Annotated in this window: 17 protein-coding genes; 11 read left to right on the forward strand and 6 right to left on the reverse strand. The window is 38.9% G+C overall.

The features are described 5' to 3' along the window. Positions 1–337 precede the first annotated feature (337 nt). From CBE70_RS10180 to CBE70_RS10195, 4 genes are all read right to left on the reverse strand, one after another. The gene (locus CBE70_RS10180; RefSeq protein WP_006535062.1) at positions 338–541 is read right to left on the reverse strand and encodes an HHA domain-containing protein; all 204 of its coding nucleotides are present in this window, start codon (positions 539–541) and stop codon (positions 338–340) included. A gap of 45 nt (positions 542–586) precedes the next feature. Continuing rightward, complete coding sequence (tomB, locus tag CBE70_RS10185; protein ID WP_100159259.1) at positions 587–949, reverse strand: Hha toxicity modulator TomB; 363 nt, start codon at positions 947–949, stop codon at positions 587–589. Positions 950–1,589: 640 nt separating this feature from the next. After that, positions 1,590–4,739: an efflux RND transporter permease subunit gene (locus tag CBE70_RS10190; RefSeq protein ID WP_100159260.1), complete on the reverse strand. Its 3,150-nt coding sequence runs from the start codon at positions 4,737–4,739 to the stop codon at positions 1,590–1,592. A 14-nt stretch (positions 4,740–4,753) separates the two neighbouring features. After that, the gene (locus tag CBE70_RS10195) at positions 4,754–5,947 is read right to left on the reverse strand and encodes an efflux RND transporter periplasmic adaptor subunit (RefSeq protein ID WP_100159261.1); all 1,194 of its coding nucleotides are present in this window, start codon (positions 5,945–5,947) and stop codon (positions 4,754–4,756) included. A 124-nt stretch (positions 5,948–6,071) separates the two neighbouring features. On the opposite strand from CBE70_RS10195, the gene acrR reads away from it, so the two are divergent. From acrR to mscK, 3 genes are all read left to right on the forward strand, one after another. Beyond that, complete coding sequence (gene acrR, locus CBE70_RS10200; RefSeq protein WP_100159262.1) at positions 6,072–6,716, forward strand: multidrug efflux transporter transcriptional repressor AcrR; 645 nt, start codon at positions 6,072–6,074, stop codon at positions 6,714–6,716. A gap of 28 nt (positions 6,717–6,744) precedes the next feature. Next, positions 6,745–7,098 (forward strand): DsrE/DsrF/TusD sulfur relay family protein, encoded by a 354-nt coding sequence (locus tag CBE70_RS10205; protein WP_023580846.1) that lies wholly within the window; start codon positions 6,745–6,747, stop codon positions 7,096–7,098. Between the two features lie 168 nt (positions 7,099–7,266). Beyond that, complete coding sequence (gene mscK / locus CBE70_RS10210) at positions 7,267–10,647, forward strand: mechanosensitive channel MscK (RefSeq protein ID WP_232797389.1); 3,381 nt, start codon at positions 7,267–7,269, stop codon at positions 10,645–10,647. Here mscK and rsmS read toward each other — a convergent pair whose 3' ends face one another. Next, positions 10,648–10,812, reverse strand: a complete 165-nt coding sequence (gene rsmS / locus CBE70_RS10215) for a pleiotropic regulatory protein RsmS (RefSeq protein ID WP_099074235.1) — start codon at positions 10,810–10,812, stop codon at positions 10,648–10,650. A gap of 11 nt (positions 10,813–10,823) precedes the next feature. Next, complete coding sequence (gene priC / locus CBE70_RS10220; protein ID WP_100159264.1) at positions 10,824–11,366, reverse strand: primosomal replication protein PriC; 543 nt, start codon at positions 11,364–11,366, stop codon at positions 10,824–10,826. 137 nt (positions 11,367–11,503) lie between these two features. Here priC and apt point away from each other — a divergent pair, with 137 nt between their 5' ends. From apt to CBE70_RS10260, 8 genes are all read left to right on the forward strand, one after another. Then, positions 11,504–12,055 carry an adenine phosphoribosyltransferase gene (gene apt / locus CBE70_RS10225; protein WP_036911661.1) on the forward strand — a complete coding sequence of 184 codons (552 nt, stop codon included), beginning with the start codon at positions 11,504–11,506 and terminating at the stop codon, positions 12,053–12,055. Between the two features lie 255 nt (positions 12,056–12,310). Further along, entirely contained in the window at positions 12,311–14,284 is a 1,974-nt protein-coding gene (gene dnaX / locus CBE70_RS10230) for a DNA polymerase III subunit gamma/tau (protein WP_100159265.1), read from the forward strand. A gap of 54 nt (positions 14,285–14,338) precedes the next feature. After that, entirely contained in the window at positions 14,339–14,668 is a 330-nt protein-coding gene (locus CBE70_RS10235; RefSeq protein ID WP_023580840.1) for a YbaB/EbfC family nucleoid-associated protein, read from the forward strand. After that, a complete protein-coding gene (recR, locus tag CBE70_RS10240) occupies positions 14,668–15,273 on the forward strand; it encodes a recombination mediator RecR (protein WP_069368552.1) in 606 nt (201 codons plus the stop codon). The genes CBE70_RS10235 and recR overlap by 1 nt, the downstream gene beginning before the upstream one ends. Positions 15,274–15,517: 244 nt before the next feature. Beyond that, positions 15,518–16,186 carry a vWA domain-containing protein gene (locus CBE70_RS10245; protein WP_227336451.1) on the forward strand — a complete coding sequence of 223 codons (669 nt, stop codon included), beginning with the start codon at positions 15,518–15,520 and terminating at the stop codon, positions 16,184–16,186. Next, positions 16,186–16,941 carry a PP2C family serine/threonine-protein phosphatase gene (locus CBE70_RS10250; protein WP_100159266.1) on the forward strand — a complete coding sequence of 252 codons (756 nt, stop codon included), beginning with the start codon at positions 16,186–16,188 and terminating at the stop codon, positions 16,939–16,941. Before CBE70_RS10245 ends, CBE70_RS10250 begins: the two co-directional genes overlap by 1 nt. After that, on the forward strand, positions 16,935–18,410 hold the full coding sequence (locus CBE70_RS10255) for a DNA-binding protein (RefSeq protein ID WP_100159267.1): 1,476 nt from the start codon (positions 16,935–16,937) through the stop codon (positions 18,408–18,410). The genes CBE70_RS10250 and CBE70_RS10255 overlap by 7 nt, the downstream gene beginning before the upstream one ends. A 15-nt stretch (positions 18,411–18,425) precedes the next feature. Then, on the forward strand, positions 18,426–20,933 hold the full coding sequence (locus CBE70_RS10260; protein ID WP_100159268.1) for a TonB family protein: 2,508 nt from the start codon (positions 18,426–18,428) through the stop codon (positions 20,931–20,933). The last annotated feature ends 283 nt before the right edge of the window (positions 20,934–21,216 follow it).

Below are 21,216 nucleotides of genomic sequence, written 5' to 3' on the forward strand. Positions count from 1 at the left end.
TCTAAGATTTTTATTTCCCCTTGTATTTTTACTCTCCATATGTGTTTTTTGAGCGCTGTTTTACTTGGATTTAAGAGTCAGTATTCTTGAATAGAAAATAGTATGCTTAATGTATCAATTTATTATTAGAAAATTTACAGTAGTGTCTATAAATGAAAGGAATATTTGAGCAAAGCAGTGCAGTCATGCCGTAATAAGTCAACGGCATGATGGTGTGTAATCATTCTACTGATAAGAAAACGTGAATAAAACGATATCTAAATTAAGAACTAATAACCCTACTACTATAAAAATAAAAATAGCAAAAATAAAACTAAGGCAATTAAATAGAACTAGATTATCTTACAAATTTCCAAACAGACGCTGGAATTTTATCATATAGCTTATTCATTGTGAGTTCTGCTAAACGGTGGTCTGCTGCTGAATAAAACAGCTCCAGTTCATCATCAGAGAGTTCATATTTGTTTTTTTCAATCACACGTTCTAATGTTTCGATTGAAGTACATTTTCTTAAACGCATTAGATAGTCTGTCTTAGTCATGTTGTCTTTTCTCTATTATTAAAATAAAACTAAAGATAATTAAAATTACTTAATATAACTTTTGGGGTTTTGGGCAATGAGAGTTAAAAGTGACTGGTTTAACTCTTTCCAATTATTGATATCTGAGTAAGAAATTGATGTATTACCAAATAAACGATAAGTCTCTTCAAGGTACTCTTCTATAAGCGTATTAATTACATGTTTATCTGGATGTTTAATCTTAAATTTCCAACTAAAGTCCATAATGTGTTCAATTAGTACATTAAGGTCAACGCTTTTTGTGCTACTCAGATCGTTGTGCCAAACTGTGCTTCCTTTATCTAATGAGCCTAAAGCTTGCTGTAATAGCTCTTCGCACAAAAACGACAATTCGGCTAAATCTACTTTTTCTGGTGAATATTCGTCCATAGCATATCGTAATTGAATTAATAGAAAATATTCATTAATAATGATAAATACTTAAAGTTGAACTTATTAACGAGATACATCACATAATTCATTAATGGATTAATAAAAAACATAAACTTGAAAATGGGTGTTTATATTTACTCGTATGCTAAAAGAGTTTAATAATTATATTTATTATTTCTAACAAAGTAATAGCATATCAAAAGACAATACTAAACACTCAATTGCACACGAATGAGTTTAAAATTTATACAATAAGTATTTCTTTGCTTAATATAGCACTATTATTGCATAAGTCACTATCTGAACAACAGAAATTTGTCTATTTTCGTAAAAATCAAGAAATCCTGATTAAAGAGCATTTCTCTTAACGTAATGATTATCTTTGTTTTTATTATATTTTAAATATTTAAGCGTGTAAATGAAGCATAATTATCGTTGTTATTTACAAATAACAGAACTGCTTAATTTTGACAAAAAGTCACATATAAGAAAAAAAATAAAATGAATTTATTGATTAAAGAGATATTTCCTAAAAATAATATAATGAGATAAGTTTTCATTTAAAATGATACATCAATAGATAAAGAAAAAGGTCGCTTTCGCGACCTTTTAGCATTATCACTCCAATTCATTCAAATTAGTGAGAATGATTTGGATGCTCTAAATCTTCATTTTTCTTCGCAAATCGTCTACGGATCACGACGAAGAAAATAGGAACGAAGTAGATAGCAAGGGAGGTTGCGGCAATCATACCACCGAATACACCTGTACCTACTGAGTTCTGAGCACCAGAACCTGCACCGTTACTTAATACTAGTGGTATAACCCCTAACATAAAGGCAAGTGAAGTCATTAGAATTGGACGTAGACGCATTCTAACAGAGTCTAACGTTGCTTCTATGAGTCCTTTACCTTCTTTCTCCATCAAGTCTTTGGCGAATTCAACAATCAAGATTGCGTTTTTCGCCGATAACCCAATGGTTGTTAAGAGCCCAACCTTAAAGTAAACGTCGTTTTCAAGGCCTCTCATTGATGTTAATGCAAGAGCACCAATAACACCCAGTGGAACGACTAACATAACGGAGAATGGTACTGACCAGCTTTCATAAAGAGCAGCAAGACAAAGGAATACAACTATCAAGGAAATGGTATACAGCGCAGGCGCTTGGTTACCAGATAAACGTTCTTGATATGACATTCCTGTCCATTCATAACCGATACCGCTTGGTAGTTTACTTGCGAGATCTTCCATCATAAGCATTGCATCACCACTACTTTGACCTGGTGTTGCACTACCTTGAATTTGAACTGCTGGTAAACCGTTATAACGCTCTAAACGAGGAGAGCCGTATAACCAAGGATCTTTACTAGTATCAATGAACGATGAGAATGGAACCATCTGACCGACATTGTTACGAACATAAAGATTACCGATATCTTGTGGCAACATACGGAATTGTGATTCAGCTTGAACGTAAACTTTCTTAACACGACCACGGTCGATAAAGTCGTTTACATAGCTACCACCAAACATCGTACCTAATGTTGAATAGATATCACTGATTGCAACACCTTGAGCTTGTGCTTTTTCTAGGTCGATATACAGACGATACTGTGAAGTATCTTCCTGACCATTAGGACGCACGCCCATTAACATTTGAGGTTGTTGCGCAGCCATTCCGAGTAATTGATTTCGAGCTTCCATGAGTTTATCGTGACCGAGGTTAGCTTTATCCACTAACTCGAATTCGAAACCACCCGCAGAGCCTAACTCAACAATCGCTGGAATGTTAAATGAGTAAACAAAGGCTTCCTTAATTTGGGATAATGCCATATTGGCGCGTCCCACAATCGCTGGAACTTTGTCTTCATCTGCTTTACGTTCATCCCAATCATTCAATACAACGAAGACCAGACCCATATTTTGGCCTTGACCACCGAAGCCGAAGCCACTTACGGTAAAGACAGATTTAACGAGCTCTTTCTCATCAGTATTGAAGTAGTCGTTTACTCTTTCTAGTACGTCTTGTGTTTGTTCTTGTGTTGAACCCGCAGGCAACTGAACCATTGTCAGTAATACACCTTGGTCTTCCTCAGGTAAGAACGATGCTGGTAAGCGAATAAACATTAACGCCATACCTGCCACTAATAAAACGTAAATTAATAAGTAACGGCCAGTACCACGAAGTGTACGGGATACACTGTCAGTATAGTGATGGCTACTCTTTTCAAAGGTACGGTTAAACCAACCAAAGAACCCAGTTTGCACACCATGACTGCCTTTCGGTACAGGTTTTAACATCGTTGCACAAAGTGCAGGTGTTAAAATTAACGCAACGAAAACAGATAGAACCATTGCTGATACGATGGTGATAGAGAACTGGCGATAGATTGCACCTGTTGAACCACCAAAGAATGCCATTGGAATAAATACCGCAGAAAGTACTAGGGCGATACCGACTAGCGCACTTTGGATTTGTCCCATGGATTTACGTGTTGCTTCTTTAGGCGATAAGCCTTCTTCTTGCATTACACGTTCGACGTTTTCTACCACAACGATGGCGTCATCCACCAGAAGCCCGATGGCAAGTACCATCGCGAACATCGTTAAGGTATTTATCGAATAACCAAATGCCGAAAGTATGGCGAAGGTTCCTAATAATACAACCGGTACTGCAATTGTTGGGATTAACGTAGCACGGAAGTTCTGTAAGAACAGATACATGACTACGAATACCAGCATAATTGCTTCAACCAGCGTTTTTACCACTTCGAAAATAGAGATCTTAACGAATGGCGTTGTATCGTAAGGGTAAACAACTTCTAATCCCGCTGGGAAGAATGGCTCCATTTCAGCCAATGCTGCACGTACCGCGGTTGCTGTATCTAATGCGTTAGCGCCTGTTGCTAATTTAATACCGATACCAGAAGCTGGTAGGCCATTAAAGCGAGCAATAGTGCTGTAGCTTTCAGCACCCATTTCAACTATACCAAGATCTTTTAGCTTAACCTGTGAACCATCGGTGTTAACCTTCATCAGGATATCGCCAAATTGCTCTGCGGTATTGAGTCGAGTTTGAGCAATAATAGATACGTTTAAACGCTGACCAGGAACAGGAGGCGTACCCCCTAATTGACCTGCTGCCACTTGGTTATTCTGTGCTCTAATCGCACCGATAACATCAAGTGTGGTCATGTTGTATTTCACCAGTTTATCGGGATCTAACCAAATACGCATCGCGTATTGAGTACCAAATAACTGGGTTTCACCCACACCGGTAACACGGCTTATTGGGTCTTTAATCGTTGCACCGACATAGTCTGCAATATCATCTTGTGACATTGAACCGTCAGCAGAGATAAAACCTGCAACCATCAAGAATGAACTTGAGGATTTATCAACACTAATCCCTTGTTGTTGCACTTCCTGAGGTAATAACGGCATAGCAAGTTGCAGTTTATTTTGCACCTGTACTTGCGCGATATCAGGGTCAGTACCTGCTTCAAAGGTCAGAGTGATATTCATCATACCCGCTGAGTCACTGGTTGCAGACATATACACCATGTTATCGATACCATTCATATTCTGTTCGATAACTTGGGTAACGGTGTTCTGCACAGTGGTGGCGTCAGCACCAGGATAAACCGCAGAGATAGAAATTGCTGGCGGTGCAATCGTTGGATACTGGGCAACAGGCAGTTTGATGAGTGCCAGAAGACCTGCGAGCATGGTAATTATCGCAATTACCCACGCAAATATCGGTCTATCTATAAAAAACTTAGGCATGGATCACCGACTCCTTATTGAGGATTCTTAGCTGGCTCAGTTTGTTCAGGTGATGGCTTCGCATCTAAATTCTCTTCTTGAGGCGTTACTGTCATTTTTGGTTTTGCTTTTTGCAATCCAGAAACGATAACGCGCTCACCAGCCTGAACACCACTATTAACGAGCCATTTATTACCAACAGCTTGTGACACTTCAATGGTACGAACTTCAACAACATTGTCTTTATTAACAACCATTGCTGTTGCATCACCACGAGCTGTACGAACAACGGCTTGTTGTGGGATCAAAACTGCATTTTGACGAATACCATTTTCTAACTTGGTGCGAACAAACATACCTGGTAATAATTCCCCATTTGGGTTAGGTACGATTGCACGCATCGTAATTGAGCCTGTTGTTTCATCAACAGTCACATCAGAAAACTCTAAATGACCTTTCTGTGCGTAAGTTTGCCCATTAGTCAATGTTAAATGAACAACAGGTTTACCTTGCTCTTGACGAATAACGCCACTTTCAATTTCATTTTTAAGTTTCAGGTAATCTTCACTCGATTGAGTCACGTTGACGTAAATCGGATCAATTTGCTGAACAGTGGTAAGTGCTACTTGCTGACCTTGAGCGACAAGTGCGCCTTCAGTCACCGTAGATTTACCTGAACGACCTGAAATAGGTGCCGTTACTTTTGTATATTCAAGATTAATTTTTGCAGTCGTTACAGCAGCTTCGCCTGCTTTAACAGCAGCAACAGCTTGTGCGTACTGAGACGTTGCAGTATCAAAATCTTGTTTACTGACATAGTTTGTACCAAGTAGAGGCTTATAACGCTCCACTGTGAGACGAGCTATTTCAGCATTAGCTTTAGCTTTCGCTAATTCAGCTTGCGCACTATTTAAAGTTGCTTCAAAAATAGCTGGGTCGATTTGGTACAAAGATGTACCAGCTTCTACATAGCTACCTTCTGTATAATTGCGTTTTAAAATAATGCCGCCAACTTGAGGGCGAACTTCAGCAATACGGAAGGCTGATGTACGACCTGGTAAATCAGTGGTGATTGTCAGAGCTTCAGCTCCTAAAGTCACAACACCGACAGCCGGTGCAGGAGGTGGACCTCCAGCAGACTGTTTAGCTTTGTCGTCACATCCAGCAAGAACCAAGCTGCCTGATAGCACTAACAGAGCCAGAGGCAAAACCCCTCTGTTTTTTCGCATAAGAAAACCTCTATTCAAACGTTGTTTCCCGGGATAAAAATAATTAAGTTGATGATTGATTGCGATGTATAGTACAAACATACATGAATGTATGTAAATTAACTTCAGTCAAAATCGAGGATTAATGGCACGAAAAACTAAACGACAGGCACAAGAGACAAGACAGCAGATTATTGATGCTGCACTTAGGCTGTTTACTGTGCAAGGCGTTTCTGCCACATCGCTTTCAGATATTGCGGCCGCTGCTGGTGTTACCCGTGGAGCAATATATTGGCACTTTAAAAACAAAGTGGATTTATTTACCGAAGCGTGCGAACTCACCGACTTAAAAATAGAATCTTTAGAAATAGAGTATCAAACAAAATACCCAGATGATCCACTATTTGTATTAAGAGAATTGCTTATTTACATATTGACATCAATTGTAGAAGATCCTAAACATAATGCACTTTTAGAAATATATTTCCATAAATGCGAATTTGTCGGTGAAATGACACCAATTGTTGAAATTCGCAGAGAATTGTGTGCAGCGGATCACTCTAGAATAGAACAGTCTTTATCTCGTTGTATTGAAAAAAAACAGCTTCCTGCAAACCTTAATTTAAGAAGAGCCGCCATTATGTTAAGAGCCATGATGACAGGTCTTGCCGAAAATTGGTTATTTTCACCAGAAAGTTTTTCTATCAAAGATGAAAGTCAATATTTGGTTGATAGCTTTATTGATATGATAAAGCATAGCGCAAATATGAGAATATCGGCGTCATCTTAATTTATTATTAAACTTGAGGAAGATGTTTATGAGTAAGGTATTAGTTATTGCTAATGGTGCAGCTTATGGCAATGAATCATTATTTAACGCACTGCGTTTATCAATAACATTAAAAGAACAACATCCAGAAACTGAATTAAATATTTTTTTAATGTCAGACGCTGTGACTGGGGCTTTAGCTCGTCAACAACCTAAAGAAGGCTACAACTTACAGCAAATGCTGGAAATTTTAACGGCGCAAAATGTTCCTGTTAAACTATGCAAAACATGTACAGATACGCGTGGTATCAGTGATTTACCACTTGTTGATGGTGCAGAATTAGGCACATTAGTCGATTTAGCACAGTGGACACTAGATGCTGATAAAATCCTGACTTTCTGATCACTATTTCGTTTTCTCAGGCGAGAAACAACCCAAGCAACTTGTTCTGTTTACACTGCCAATTTAAAGTAATTGGATTATACTAATAAACAGTTTTTCAATATTAATTGAACAAGTTGCTTAACCATGTGTACTCAAACTTTTTTTTCTCAGTTCAGTAATCGAATAATGACGACTATCTTCGTCACGATTATTATGTTTATTTTTTGGAGTTTCTCCATCACCTCAGTTTTAGCTGCGGTACCCAATAATTTACCCACCCAAGAAAGTATTCAAAACCAGCTTAATTTATTAAACAAACGTAGCGAGTTAAGTGCAGAAGATAAATTAACGATTGCTGATTTGGAACAATCTCTTTTATTACTTGATAACATTCAACAGCTAGAAAAAAAATTAGCAAGTTATGATAAAACCGTAGAGCAATTACCTGAGAAACTGCGTAATGCACAATATCAACTTAATCAGTTAAAACAAAAAGTCGCTAATAAAGAAGCAGAAGACTATCAAAAGTCACTAGAAGCATTGCCGTTAGCAACGTTAGAGTCACAATTAGAGACTGTCTTACAATCATTACAAAAAGCTCAAGACGATTTAGCAAATTACAGTAATGAACTTATTGTGTTACAAACACAACCAGAAAGGGCGCAATCTGTTTTATTTAATAACTCAGAAAGACTGCAACAAATAAGAATATTATTGAATAAAAGTAGTGCAGACAAAGCACAAATGCGACCGTCAGCAGTACAATTATTGCAATTAGAGCAATATTATCTTCAACAACAGAATAATTATCAAAAGCGCACCTTACAATCTAATGTGCAGTTACAAAGCCTATTACAACTCCAACGTGATTATAGTTCTGCTTACATCGATCTTTCCCAAGAACATGCTCAACTAATTCAAGACGAGATTAGTGATAAGCGTTTAGATAGTTCAGAAGAAACGGCGAAAGAAGCGCAAAGTGCAGGGCTTGAAAATCAGGCAATTAACAGTAATTCTTTTTATTTAGCGCAAACAGAAATCAATAAATACCTTAGTGATAAGCTGATTGTTACAACGCAAAATAATAATGAATTAAATCGCCATAGCTTAATGGTCAAAAATCGTTTAGATAGAGCCATTCAATCTGAACGAAATTTAAAAGAACAAATTGATGTGCTCAAAGGAAGCTTATTGCTTTCTCGTATCTTATTTGAAGAGCAAGTTGACTTGCCTGATGGTATTTTCATTAATAACTTGCCGGATAAAATTGCGGACTTACGTTTAGAGCAGTTTGAAATAAACAAACAACGCGATCAGATAATACAGCCTAGTATGTATATTGATCAGTTGATGCATGAATACCAAGTCGCTCATCCTGAAGCCACGGATCCTAATGCACAAAAAGAGTTACGTAATGCATTAGAATTACTTGTTGACGCTAGACGAGAATTACTTGATAAGCTCAACAACCAATTAGGTAATCAAATCTCAGGTTCGATTAACCTACAAATGGATCAACAGCAATTACGCAGTGTGGTAAGTTCACTCGAAAACACATTGGCTCAGCAAATTTTCTGGGTAAGCAGTAATAAGCCAATTAATCTTAATTGGTTTTCAACATTCCCCGCGCAGGCGGTTACCGAGTTTCAAGGTTTTAAACTTAATTGGTCAAATGAAAATCTGCTGATCGGGGCTAAGAAATCACTTCCTGTTCTTATTGCGTTAATTTTGTTCGGTTCAATACTGATTTGGCAACGTAGAAAACTCGATATTCAGTTTGAAAAACTCAATGGGGATATAAATAAACTCAATAAAGATTCTCAGTTACATACACCACTCGCACTGGGGATCGTTTTTCTCAAAACATTACCTCTGTCTTGTTTTGTCTTAGCGATAGGATATTGGCTAATAAATAGCTTTAATGTACAACAAGAATTTATCTGGTCTTTCGCTTGGCAATTTGCGGTATTTTGGCTGATGTTCGAATGGTCTTATCGCTTAATGTCTGACAATGGTGTTGCTGTAAAACATTTTAAAATTCCCGTAGAACGAGTCCAGCAAAACCGTAAACGTTTATTACGGCTTTCTCTTCCTATGTTGCCTATTATTCTGCTTTCTGCTTATGGTATTAATAATCCATTATTGCTGGTGGGCGATGTTATTGGGCAGTTGGTTGCGATTATTTCATTATTTGGTATTAGCTTCTTCGCTCTGCCATTTTGCCGTGAAATGTGGCAAGAAAAAGGTAACCATGTTGTTAGAACCGTTGTGATTACTTTATTAACATTTTCACCTTTAATTTTAATGGGTTTAGTGATTTTTGGTTATTACTATACAGCGTTACGTTTAGCAAACCGCTGGATTGATAGTTTATATCTGCTTATGTTGTGGTTTATTGCTTATCACGCCAGTTTGCGCGGATTAACCGTTGCGGCTAGAAGGCTTGCATATCGTCGAGCTCTTGAACGTAGACAAGCTATGTTAAAAGAGAAAAAAGAAGGTGAAGATAACAGTCTTGAACCTATTCAAGAGCCACCAATGGATATGGATCAAATCAATCAACAATCATTAAGACTGACAACGATGATCTTATTTATCATCTTTGCTTCCAGTTTCTATGGAATTTGGTCTGATTTTATTACGGTCTTTACCTATTTAGATGGAATAACGCTCTGGAGTTACACTTTACCGACAGAACTAGGTAATGTTGTTAAGGCAGTTACTGTTGCAGATCTATTATTGTCTGTTTCTATTATGGCAATTTCTTGGTTTATGACGCGAAATTTACCGGGTTTATTAGAGGTATTAATTTTATCGCGTATAAAACTGCAACAAGGTGCTTCTTACGCGATCACAACTATTTTAACCTACATTATTATTGCTATTGGAACCATCGTATCACTGGGAATATTAGGTGTAGCATGGGAAAAACTGCAATGGTTAGCCGCAGCTTTAACGGTTGGTTTGGGGTTTGGTTTACAAGAAATATTTGCAAACTTTGTGTCTGGCTTAATTATTTTGTTCGAAAGACCAGTCAGAATTGGCGATACGGTTACTATTGGTACTTATTCCGGTACAGTTAGCCGAATTCGTATTAGGGCAACGACAGTGACTGACTTTGATCGCAAAGAAGTGATTATTCCAAATAAAGCGTTTGTCACTGAACGGCTTATTAACTGGACATTATCTGATACGGTGACACGTATTATTATTCAAGTGGGTGTTGCTTATGGCTCTGATCTCGATAAGGTCAAAGAGATCTTAATGAAGGCCGCTAAAGATAACGCCAGAGTGATGACTGAGCCAGAACCCGTGGTGCTATTTACGGAGTTTGGAGCAAGCACCCTGAATCATGATTTACGTTTTTATGTCAGAACATTAGGTGATAGAAGTATTGCAATAGATGAAGTTAACCGTGCTATTGATAAGCTATGTAATGAAAATAATATCAATATTGCGTTTAACCAACTTGATGTCTATTTGCATAATAAACAAGGTGATGAAGTACAAGAGATAAAACGTCCCCTTGATGGCTCAACACCTGAAGCCAATACGCCTTTTGCTTAATTAAAGGGATGAATGAGTAGATTGTGTCGCTAATTTTTTTTCATAATCTTGGCGCACAATCTCAAGGGCTTCTAGTGCCGTTTTAGGATCAATATGATGGCTTTCGAGTAAATAGATAAGATCGACTGCCAATTGAACAGACTCTGGCGCTTCTTTTAAACTCATTATCACTTCCTTTAAAATTTATCTTCTTGTTTCTCAATGCTCTTTTCGATAGAGAACAGGGCGTTTTTGCAGCGCGCAAGGCGATTTTCAAGAGCGGCAATCTCTTTTTGTAACTCTTGTTGCTTCATAAAGCTCTGTGCCTGCGCTAATGAAAGCTCTCTATCTTGGATCATTGCCTGTAATCGGCGCTCATAATCCTGATGTTGGGCAAGCTTTTGGTATAAATCGACACTTTTTTTTCGTTGAGTAAGCTGGTTCTCTTGCTTTCTTAGTGTTTGTGTCGATAATTCACGAGTTAATGCTTCAATTTGTTGTAGGATTTGTGTGGCCAGAAATTTAACCTGCTGGCTTCGTTGTGCCTCAACACAAGCGATTAACTGGATAAAATTATCGCGGATCTGTTGCATGTAGCCACCAAGGGAATCACTTCGGCGGTGGAATAGTGCCGTGTCGAAGCAAGGTGCTGCAATTTTTTTGTTTGCAATTGGCGCCACTGTTTCGGCTAGATTGTCTATCTGTTTTTTAAATAAGCTTAAAGGATCAGGTTTATTCATCTGGTTCTTGTCCCTGTTTTGATAAAAACATGAATTGACTTAAAGCAACAAAAAAGAGTTGTTAATTGGCTTTCTGTTGCATTTTGACGGCATATTGCATAGATTCTATCGTTTCGTTTTTTATTATGGCACTGATTATGACTGCTAACGCGCAACAACTGCAATTTATTAAAGACAGTATTGAAACCATTCCTGATTATCCAAAAGAAGGGATATTATTCCGTGATATCACTACATTATTGGATAATCCTGCTGCATATCAGGCAACCATTGATTTATTGGTAGAACACTATCAAGGTCAGGGTATCACTAAAGTTGTGGGTACCGAAGCGCGTGGTTTCCTATTTGGTGCTCCTGTCGCTTTACGCCTAGGTGTTGGTTTTGTTCCTGTTCGTAAAAAAGGTAAATTGCCTCGCGAAACGCTCAGTGAAACTTATGATCTGGAATACGGCACAGATACTTTAGAGATCCACAAAGATAGCATTACGGATCAAGACAAAGTATTAATGGTTGATGATTTACTAGCAACAGGTGGCACCATTGAAGCAACTGCTCGTCTGATCCGCCGTTTAGGTGGTACAGTGACAGAAGCTGCATTCATTATCTGCTTACCTGATTTAGGCGGTATCGAACGCTTAGAAAAACAAGGTGTTCACAGCTTTACTCTGGTTGATTTCCCAGGACATTAATATCTTCACTGTTTAGAGAAGAGCTAATTAAGTTCTTATCATAAACACAAGTAAGAGTGCGGGTGTTTATATATCGTTTATAAGTTTTTTTATTTTTATAAATGTATATTGCCCGCACAATTGTTACCTCTTATCTTTACCTTAAATTTCTGCTGGTTCTTTCTCCAATATCTCATTTGTTTCTTACAGATCTCGCTCAATAGGTCGTCCCTGTGTTAGCATAGAGATAAATCTTGTTCAAATTTAGCGGAATCAATGAGCTATCAGGTACTTGCCCGTAAGTGGCGCCCACAAACTTTTAACGATGTTGTTGGTCAACGTCATGTGTTGACTGCTTTAGCTAATGGTCTTGATCATCAGCGACTTCATCACGCCTATCTTTTTTCTGGCACCAGAGGTGTCGGAAAAACCACTATTGCCCGATTATTTGCCAAAGGGCTCAATTGTGAAACAGGTATTACGAGTAAACCTTGTGGTCAATGTGCGAATTGCCTTGAAATAGAACAAGGGCGTTTTGTCGATTTAATTGAAATCGATGCTGCATCTCGTACTAAGGTAGAAGATACCCGTGAACTGCTGGATAATGTGCAGTACGCGCCAGCGCGTGGACGCTTTAAGGTTTACTTGATTGATGAAGTTCACATGCTTTCTCGTCATAGTTTTAATGCGCTACTAAAAACATTAGAAGAACCACCAGAGCACGTTAAATTCTTATTAGCGACAACTGATCCACAAAAACTACCTGTCACAATTTTATCGCGTTGCTTGCAATTCCATCTGCGAGCATTAGATATTGACCAAATTGCGACACAGCTCGAAAAAGTGCTATCAGCAGAGCATATTGAAAATGATGTAAGAGCGCGTCAACTTATTGCTCGTGCCGCTGATGGCAGTATGCGAGATGCATTAAGCTTAACAGACCAAGCTATCGCAAGTGGCGAAGGTGTCGTCAGTGCGGAAGTGGTTAGCCAAATGCTTGGCACTATTGATGACGCTCAGCCTTTAGCATTGATTGAAGCACTGGTAAAAGCGGATGGTCAACAGGTCATGTCGCTGGTTAATGAAGTCGCTTCAAGAGGTACTGACTGGGAAAATTTCTTGGTTGAAACACTTTCATTACTACATCAAATTGCAATGTTGCAGTTATTGCCTAGTGAAGAAAATCCTCAAGAGCAATTTACTCAAGAACGCCTACGTTTATTGGCTAAATCTGTTTCTCCACAAGATTTGCAACTCTATTATCAAACCTTATTAGTAGGGCGAAAAGAACTGGCTTATGCGCCAGATAGACGCATGGGGGTTGAAATGACTCTGCTACGTGCGCTTGCTTTTCATCCTAAAACAGTGATTGATGAAATACCTTCTGCGCCATTAGCACAAACTTTACCTTCAGCATCATTGCCTACGAATAGAATGTCTGAACATCATGCCCCGCAAACTGTGCAGACTCATTCGCCTCAAATGGCTCACCAATCTTCTTCACCAATAGAAAATAGTGCTTCATTAGGTAATAGCCCCGCGGCACAACTTTTAAGAGCAAGGCAGGCAATAAAGGGGACGGAACAACAAACTCCGCCAAAAAAGTCTGAACCGGCGACGCCTAATCGGGCTAAGCCGGCTGCTAGTGCATTAGAGCGGCTAGCAGCCGTGAGTGAAAAACGCCAACAAGTTGCGAAGCGTCAAACTAATGCACCTGAAAAAAAGAAAAAAGAAGAGTATCAGTGGCGTCCGCAAAACCCTGAGCAAATGTCAACGCAAGAGGTTGTTTCTTCACCAAAAGAGATCAAAGAAGTTCTCGAATATGAAAAAACACCTGAATTAGCAGCAAAAATTGCGAAAGAGTCGCAAGAAAGAGATGCGTGGGCTGCTGAAATTGACAAAATGCCACTACCTAAACTGGTGCAACAGCTGGCATTAAATGCGTATAAAGAGACAGTAAACGAAGAAAACGTTATTTTGCATTTACGAACTAAACAGAAACATTTAAATTCAGCAAATGCGTTACGCACGCTTACTAATGCGTTAAGTGAATTGCATGGAAAAGCAATTTCACTCACAATTATAGAAGATGATGATCCAGCGGTAAAAACACCGTTGGAGTGGCGACAAGCCATTTATGATGAAAAATTGGCGTTATCGCGTCAATCGATTATTACGGATAAAACGATTCAAACATTACAGCAATATTTTGATGCTGAATTGGATGAAGAGAGTATCCGACCTGTTTAATCGCAACATGTTGTATGACTTCATACTGTGTGGCTTTTACAAAGAGAGACAATTATGTTCGGAAAAGGTGGTTTGGGTAATCTGATGAAGCAAGCCCAACAAATGCAAGAAAAAATGCAACAAATGCAAGAAGAGATCGCAAACTTAGAAGTGACAGGTGAATCTGGCGCTGGCTTAGTTAAGATCACTATCAATGGTGCTCATAATTGCCGTCGTGTTGAAATCGATCCTAGCCTGCTAGAAGATGACAAAGAGATGCTAGAAGATCTGATTGCTGCTGCCTTTAATGATGCTGCGCGTCGTATTGATGAAACACAAAAAGAAAGAATGGCCTCTGTTTCTAACGGTATGCAATTGCCACCAGGCTTTAAGATGCCATTCTAATGCAAACCAGCCCACTTCTTGAATCATTAATGGAAGCGTTGCGTTGTTTACCCGGTGTCGGGCCTAAATCAGCGCAACGAATGGCTTTCCAACTACTTCAACGCGATAGAAGCGGTGGTATGCGACTTGCACAAGCACTCACGCGTGCAATGTCTGAAATTGGCCATTGCTGCGATTGCCGAACTTTTACTGAAGAAGAGCGTTGCACCATCTGTGCTAATGTTCGCCGTCAGCAAAATGGGCAAATTTGTGTTGTCGAAAGTCCTGCGGATATTCATGCTATCGAGCAGACAGGGCAGTTTGCGGGTCGATACTTTGTTTTAATGGGGCATTTATCCCCTTTAGATGGTATTGGACCCATGGATATTGGTTTAGATAGACTTGAAGAGCGCTTAAGCCAAGAGACTATTTCAGAAGTGATCTTGGCGACAAACCCGACCGTTGAAGGTGAAGCAACAGCCAATTATATTGCTGAAATTTGTGCTCAGTATGATATTGCTGCTAGCCGAATTGCCCATGGAGTTCCTGTGGGAGGTGAGCTTGAAATGGTTGATGGTACAACGCTTTCGCACTCTATCGCTGGACGCCAAAAAATCCACTATTAACATCATAAATAGTTTATTAAAAAAGCACTTCTTTACTTAATGTAATGAGGTGCTTTTTTCATCTTAAACTTTGAAAAAAGTCGCTGTTTTAGCTAAAAATTAATCCATTGAGCTTTAAGGCGAGCTTTTTCTAAGAAATATCTTTATCTTCACTTTATCGCTTTTTTCTTTCTGATGAATTTTGCATCTTTATGTTACATTATTAATTATCATGAAAAATAATAACTGAATGATGGAGCATCTAATGATCCCTGACGTAGCCTTGGTTGATAATAGTGAACAAAGAACCCCTCTGATCTTAGTGCTAGATAGCTCTGGCAGTATGTATGGTCAACCTATTCAACAATTAAATGAAGGGCTTAAATTACTCGAACAAGAACTTAAAAACGATGTAATTGCGGCTAAGCGTGTCCGTATTCTGGTTATTGAATATGGCGGATATGACCAATGTACAGTTCATGGTGATTGGAAAGATGCAATGGACTTTACAGCACCTGTTTTAGAGGCAAATGGTACAACGCCGATGGGGCAAGCCATTACGCTAGCACTTGAAGAAATTGAAGCTGAAAAACAGCGCTTTAAACAAGCGGGCGTTGCTTATACTCGTCCTTGGCTATTTTTAATGTCTGATGGTGTTCCGACAGACCAATGGGAACAGGCAGCGCAGCTTTGTCGTCAAGCAGAAGAAAGCCAAAAAACAGCGGTATTCCCTATCATGGTTGATGGTGCATCAGCAGAAGTCATGGGAAGTTTTAGCCGCAATGGTGTTAATGGTGTAAAAATGCTTAAAGGGCTGCAATTTAAAGAATTATTCTTATGGCTAAGTGCCAGTATGCAGGTGGTTTCTCAATCAACACCGGGTGGTACGGCACAATTACCTTCAACTGATTCTTGGGCGAGTGTACCTGTTTGATGAATGATTGGTTAGCTTATGGGGCATCTGTGACAGGTATTGCTCATCAAGAACGTCAAATTCCCTGTCAGGATGCTTATTTTATTCGTCGTAAAGGTGAATATCTTATCGCTGCTGTTTGTGATGGTGCAGGCTCCTCTCGTTATAGTGAACAAGGTGCTCAGCTTGTTGCTCGGTTATTTACGCTACGTATTACAGAGTGGCCAAACATTGATTTGTTAACCGAAAAACAGATAACACAAGGGGCTAAACAACTTATTGAAGATATTCGCCTCCAACTGGCTGAATATGCAGAAATAAAGCAGTGTGCGCTAAATGAATATGCATCAACACTGGTTGCATGTTGGGTTGGTGATGATAGTGGCTATTTATTTCATTTGGGTGACGGTATTGCAGTGGTGGAATACTGTGATGGTACAAGTTATGTATCACAGCCTGAAAATGGAGAGTATGCGAATCAAACTTGGTTTGTGACGTCAGAAAATTGGGAAGCGCATCTACGCGTGATCCCCCTAAACAAACCAGTAAAACAAGTTATTTTGATGTCTGATGGTGTACAGCCTTTTGCCATGAATAAAGCGTGCGATGCCCTTTACGAGCCGTTTATCACTCCTGTTATTCGTTATTTAAAAACTGTATCAGAAGACAGCGGCAGTGAGGCATTAGCAGGAACGTTGTCTGATCCTCGAACACACGCAATTACGGGCGATGATAAGACTTTAGTGATTTGTATCAGGGATGAAGAGTTGTGGTAAAGGCAAAGAAACAAAAAACAAGCAAACCTATATCGACACAACTACAAGATGAAAACGGTAAGATTTATCAAATAGGTAATTTGATAAAAAGCGGAGGTGCAGGTAGCGTTAGTCATATTGATAATGCACCTTTCCAAGTCTCAAAAATTTATCATGACAAAATTGATAAAGCCTATTATCTGAAAAAGATCACGGCAATGCAGAAGTTAGAACCTGCATTAAAGCCTGTTTCTGTTAACGATACGCCTATTATCCAACTCGCATGGCCTCAAGCACGTTTATACGATAGCCAAAAGCAATTTGTTGGCTTTGTGATGCCTGAACTTGATGTCAAAAATACCATTGAGTTGGAATATATTCTTCAAGAACGCCAAGCTAAAGCTCATGGTTTACCCACGGGAATGGGGGCGAAAGTTAGCCTCGCATATAACCTTTGCTCATTGATTGATGCTTTACATCAGCAAGGGCACCGTATTATTGATATGAAACCGCTGAATTTGCGGTTTTATAAATCAAGTCTGTATATGTCTCTTCTCGATTGTGATGGATTTAGTATCCAAGGTGAGAATACGCGTTTTCCCGCAGGGCAATTTACTGTTGAATATCTTGCCCCTGAATTTCAAGCAAAACAAACCGTTCCTGAATCTCAAGAAGAGTGGCAAGACCGATTTGCCTTAGCCGTCATTATTTTCCAGTTGCTTAATTTTGGTATCCACCCTTTTAGTGGTCGTCCTAAAAATGACACAGTACCTACAGATATTCCAAGGCGTATTGCGGGGCGTTTTTATGGTTATGGCATAAAAACACATAATTTAATTACACCAAATGTCGCCAGTGGGCATAAACAATTACCGGATAAGCTAAGAACACTCTTTGATAAAGCGTTTTCAGGCACACCTTCGCAAAGACCAAGTGCAAAAGCATGGACGACAGCACTTTATGAATATGCACAACCCGAAAAGCAACAGCTAGTCGTTTGTCAAAAAGATAAAAACCACCAGCATTTTGCAGGTAAGGCTTGCGCAGCTTGTGCAAGAGGAACGAAGTTACAGCAAGTCGCAATTACTCAGAAACAAAACCAGACGCAACGCGAGCAAGTTCGTCAAAAGAGAGTACAAAATGCGAATATCCGACAAGCGCCAACCCAAGCTACACCAGCGAAACCTATTCAGCCTCCAGCGATATTTATTGCGGTTAAAAATGCAATAAATAAAGTACCCAAAGTCATATTACATACGGCTATTGCCATGATAGTCCCTGTGCTTTTGGGTTTGTTATTGATGAACTTTATTCCACAAGGAGTCAGCGGTAGTTTAGGTTCTAGCTGGATCGCAGATTTAATCAAAGCGGATTATATTGAACAAATACTAATAACGATGTTGAGTGTGATGTTTTTAATGATTTCAGCCATTATTTTGTTAGTTATTTTTGTTTTCCCTTCAATGCATATTTTGAAAAGAAAGCCATAGGTTAGGGAAAATAACATGAAAAAAAGAATAAAGCTGATCCTGATTATTATTGGCGTTATAACGTTACTGTTCCCTTTTTGGTTGCCAGCCTTTTTAGTTTCAACCTTTAGCTTAATTGATAGTTTTAATAGCAAAATTCTCCCCTCATCTGTTCGCTTTGATGAGCGTAATTTCTTGCTGGGAGTTTGGCTAGGCTCTCTTATTATGACGATTGTTATGTTATTGCAATCGTGGCGAGCTAAAAATATTTACTATTTAGGCGGTGGTGGACTTGTGCTTTTAATGGCGCTGGGTGTGTCATTTTCGGTGATCCCAACGAGTGAATTAGAAGATCGTCGTCGTTTTGTTTTACAAAATATCGAACAATCTGAATGGCAAAATTATCATTATCTTGTTGTTAATAGTGAAAATGAGATCCGTAATGTTATTCGGTCTAATCAATCTAAAGCGTTGGCAGCCATTAGCGCTATTGAGAAAGCGCGAGTTGCTTTACCCGGATTGGATTATTTTAGTGATGATGTGACTGCGGCAACAAAAGCGAAAGAAGCTTATTTAGTTCATACCAAGGGAACGTCAGAACGTGCAGAAGCTGTAAAAACACTCAATTTTTATGGCGACTGGTTATTAAATCAACCAGAGATTATGGTTGCTCAGGCACTAGCTTCCCTTTCAAATAGTAATGATGCTCAATTAACACAATCAGGTATTAATGTTATTGCTGTGGCACCATTATCACCTGAGGCATGGCAAGTTTTAGCACTTACTTATATTGCTCATCGTTCTTTGGATGCACAAATTGAAAAAGCGATGTTAGCTTTAATGGTGGCAGATACGCTCAAACTTGCTAAGCAAGGTCATAATGATATTTCAGCACAACAGTTGTTGAAAAAAGCGATTTCAGAGCTTACTGAAAATCAGCGTCAGGTTTATCAGATATTACAAGCGCGTGTTATTGAAGATCGTTTTTATCGACAAAATAGTCTTCCTCCAGAAGATGTTACAACGTTGGCAAATCAACGATTACCAGTGAGTAACGCAATTAATAATGATTTAACCACTTATCTTGAAATGCAATCAATGATGGGAAAAGAGTATCCCGGAGAAGTGATCGTTGAATCACCTAATGAAGTAAAAAACTTAACTGAGATCCGTTATCCAACAATCAGAAAATATATCGCTCGTGCAGATGTTATTTTATCCGTTGATGTCGATCCTCAAGGGCGTATTTCAGGGCTCTGGGTGCAAAATAGCAGTGGTGTTAATGCTTTTGATGATCAAGCTGTGAAAGCCGCTCGCCATTGGCGTTTTATGCCAAACAAAGACGGGTATCGCCAACGTGTGACTGTTCGTTTTGAAAGTACCCGCCTTGGTTGGAAAGAGTATGCGGTTAAGCAACAATCAACATTGATAAAATTGGTTAAAGCTTATGCGAGACAAGATACAAAAGGGATAACACTGACTGAAAGTGCTTATACAGAACTGAAAAAGCAATCACCTGAATTAGAAGATGAAAGCGAAGCTACTCGCTCTAGCTATAATCCTTATTCAGCTTATTACCCTAGATTATCTCAACAACAGCAAGAAAAGCGTGCCGCGTTACAAGCCATTTTAAAAGAGTTGCAAGCATTGCCTAATGGTAAAAATAACCATGAAAGTTGGGATAATAGTATTCGTTTCTTAAATGAGAAACTCGCTCTGCATCAAGATAATGCTGATGTTGTTAGAGTGGTGGCACGTTTTGAATTGCAATATTACAACGTGGGTACTAACAACTTAGAGGGATCCCCTAAAATTTATCCACAAAATAAAGAATATTGGCAAACCTTATTATTGAAAGCGCGTACTCATTTTGAACAGGCTATTGCATTAGAACCCGATCGTGAAGATGTCTGGTTAGGATGGGGCATAACATGGCTTGATGAAGATCCTGAAATTGCAGCAGGTGCATTTGCTAAAGCTTCACAGCAAAAATCCAAAGAAAGTGTTGGTTCGCTTATGCAAATGTTAGAAATGCGCATGGTAATGGATACACTTGAGGATGCTCGCTTAGAACGCTATCAAACCTTACGAGCACGGATGGATATGCGTTATTTACCTGAAGGTATTGAAGTTAAGCCTTCAGATGATTATCTCAGTGATGACTTAACTCAGATTCAATTAGCTCAACGTGCAATACCCGCATCAGATCCGAATAGTAAAGTGATACGCAAGCCGTTAAACAGCAAAGTTGTTGAGCAATCAAACCGGACATTTAGTATTGATTTCTCATCAGCGAATATTAAAGGCAGCGATCAGACATTACCGAAAGTGAATGCACCTGACACCGCACCTAAAACAGGGGAGATGATCTTACAACTTGATGTTGATCCTCAAGGTATTCCTACTGTGGTGTTATTGAAATCTGGCAGTGGTGACATGAGCATAGATAATGCTGTTATTGATGCTGCATATCAATGGCGTTTTAATGGTTCACCGGCTCGAAAAGGTAATGTACTTTTGATATCAGTTCAATTTAGCCAATAATTACCATTCAATTAAATAATGTTATAAAAAACCTCCTTTTTTGTTAGTAAAAAGGAGGTTTTCTTCTATTTGGTGATTTTCTAACTTATTGAAAGAAATAAAATTGTTATCTAGATCACAAAAAAATAGCCTTTTCAAAAAGACAGAACCACTCAACTTAGAAAACAGACCGCTTAATTCGTTATACAACCGCTAAGCGATTTAGTCGCACTGTTCATATCTCATTCTTCTTATTATGTAGCAGCGGGCAGTTGTCTCTCATATTCGCTCAAATCATTCTCAG

It is taken from the genome of Proteus columbae (assembly GCF_002777965.1).
Classification (GTDB): Bacteria; Pseudomonadota; Gammaproteobacteria; order Enterobacterales; family Enterobacteriaceae; genus Proteus; species Proteus columbae.

Bases quoted from the DNA above. Each gene is read 5' to 3' on its own strand.
- CBE70_RS10180 (WP_006535062.1), bottom strand. From the start codon at position 541: ATGACTAAGACAGACTATCTAATGCGTTTAAGAAAATGTACTTCAATC.
- tomB (WP_100159259.1), bottom strand. From the start codon at position 949: ATGGACGAATATTCACCAGAAAAAGTAGATTTAGCCGAATTGTCGTTT.
- CBE70_RS10190 (WP_100159260.1), bottom strand. From the start codon at position 4,739: ATGCCTAAGTTTTTTATAGATAGACCGATATTTGCGTGGGTAATTGCG.
- CBE70_RS10195 (WP_100159261.1), bottom strand. From the start codon at position 5,947: ATGCGAAAAAACAGAGGGGTTTTGCCTCTGGCTCTGTTAGTGCTATCA.
- acrR (WP_100159262.1), top strand. From the start codon at position 6,072: ATGGCACGAAAAACTAAACGACAGGCACAAGAGACAAGACAGCAGATT.
- CBE70_RS10205 (WP_023580846.1), top strand. From the start codon at position 6,745: ATGAGTAAGGTATTAGTTATTGCTAATGGTGCAGCTTATGGCAATGAA.
- mscK (WP_232797389.1), top strand. From the start codon at position 7,267: ATGACGACTATCTTCGTCACGATTATTATGTTTATTTTTTGGAGTTTC.
- rsmS (WP_099074235.1), bottom strand. From the start codon at position 10,812: ATGAGTTTAAAAGAAGCGCCAGAGTCTGTTCAATTGGCAGTCGATCTT.
- priC (WP_100159264.1), bottom strand. From the start codon at position 11,366: ATGAATAAACCTGATCCTTTAAGCTTATTTAAAAAACAGATAGACAAT.
- apt (WP_036911661.1), top strand. From the start codon at position 11,504: ATGACTGCTAACGCGCAACAACTGCAATTTATTAAAGACAGTATTGAA.
- dnaX (WP_100159265.1), top strand. From the start codon at position 12,311: ATGAGCTATCAGGTACTTGCCCGTAAGTGGCGCCCACAAACTTTTAAC.
- CBE70_RS10235 (WP_023580840.1), top strand. From the start codon at position 14,339: ATGTTCGGAAAAGGTGGTTTGGGTAATCTGATGAAGCAAGCCCAACAA.
- recR (WP_069368552.1), top strand. From the start codon at position 14,668: ATGCAAACCAGCCCACTTCTTGAATCATTAATGGAAGCGTTGCGTTGT.
- CBE70_RS10245 (WP_227336451.1), top strand. From the start codon at position 15,518: ATGATCCCTGACGTAGCCTTGGTTGATAATAGTGAACAAAGAACCCCT.
- CBE70_RS10250 (WP_100159266.1), top strand. From the start codon at position 16,186: ATGAATGATTGGTTAGCTTATGGGGCATCTGTGACAGGTATTGCTCAT.
- CBE70_RS10260 (WP_100159268.1), top strand. From the start codon at position 18,426: ATGAAAAAAAGAATAAAGCTGATCCTGATTATTATTGGCGTTATAACG.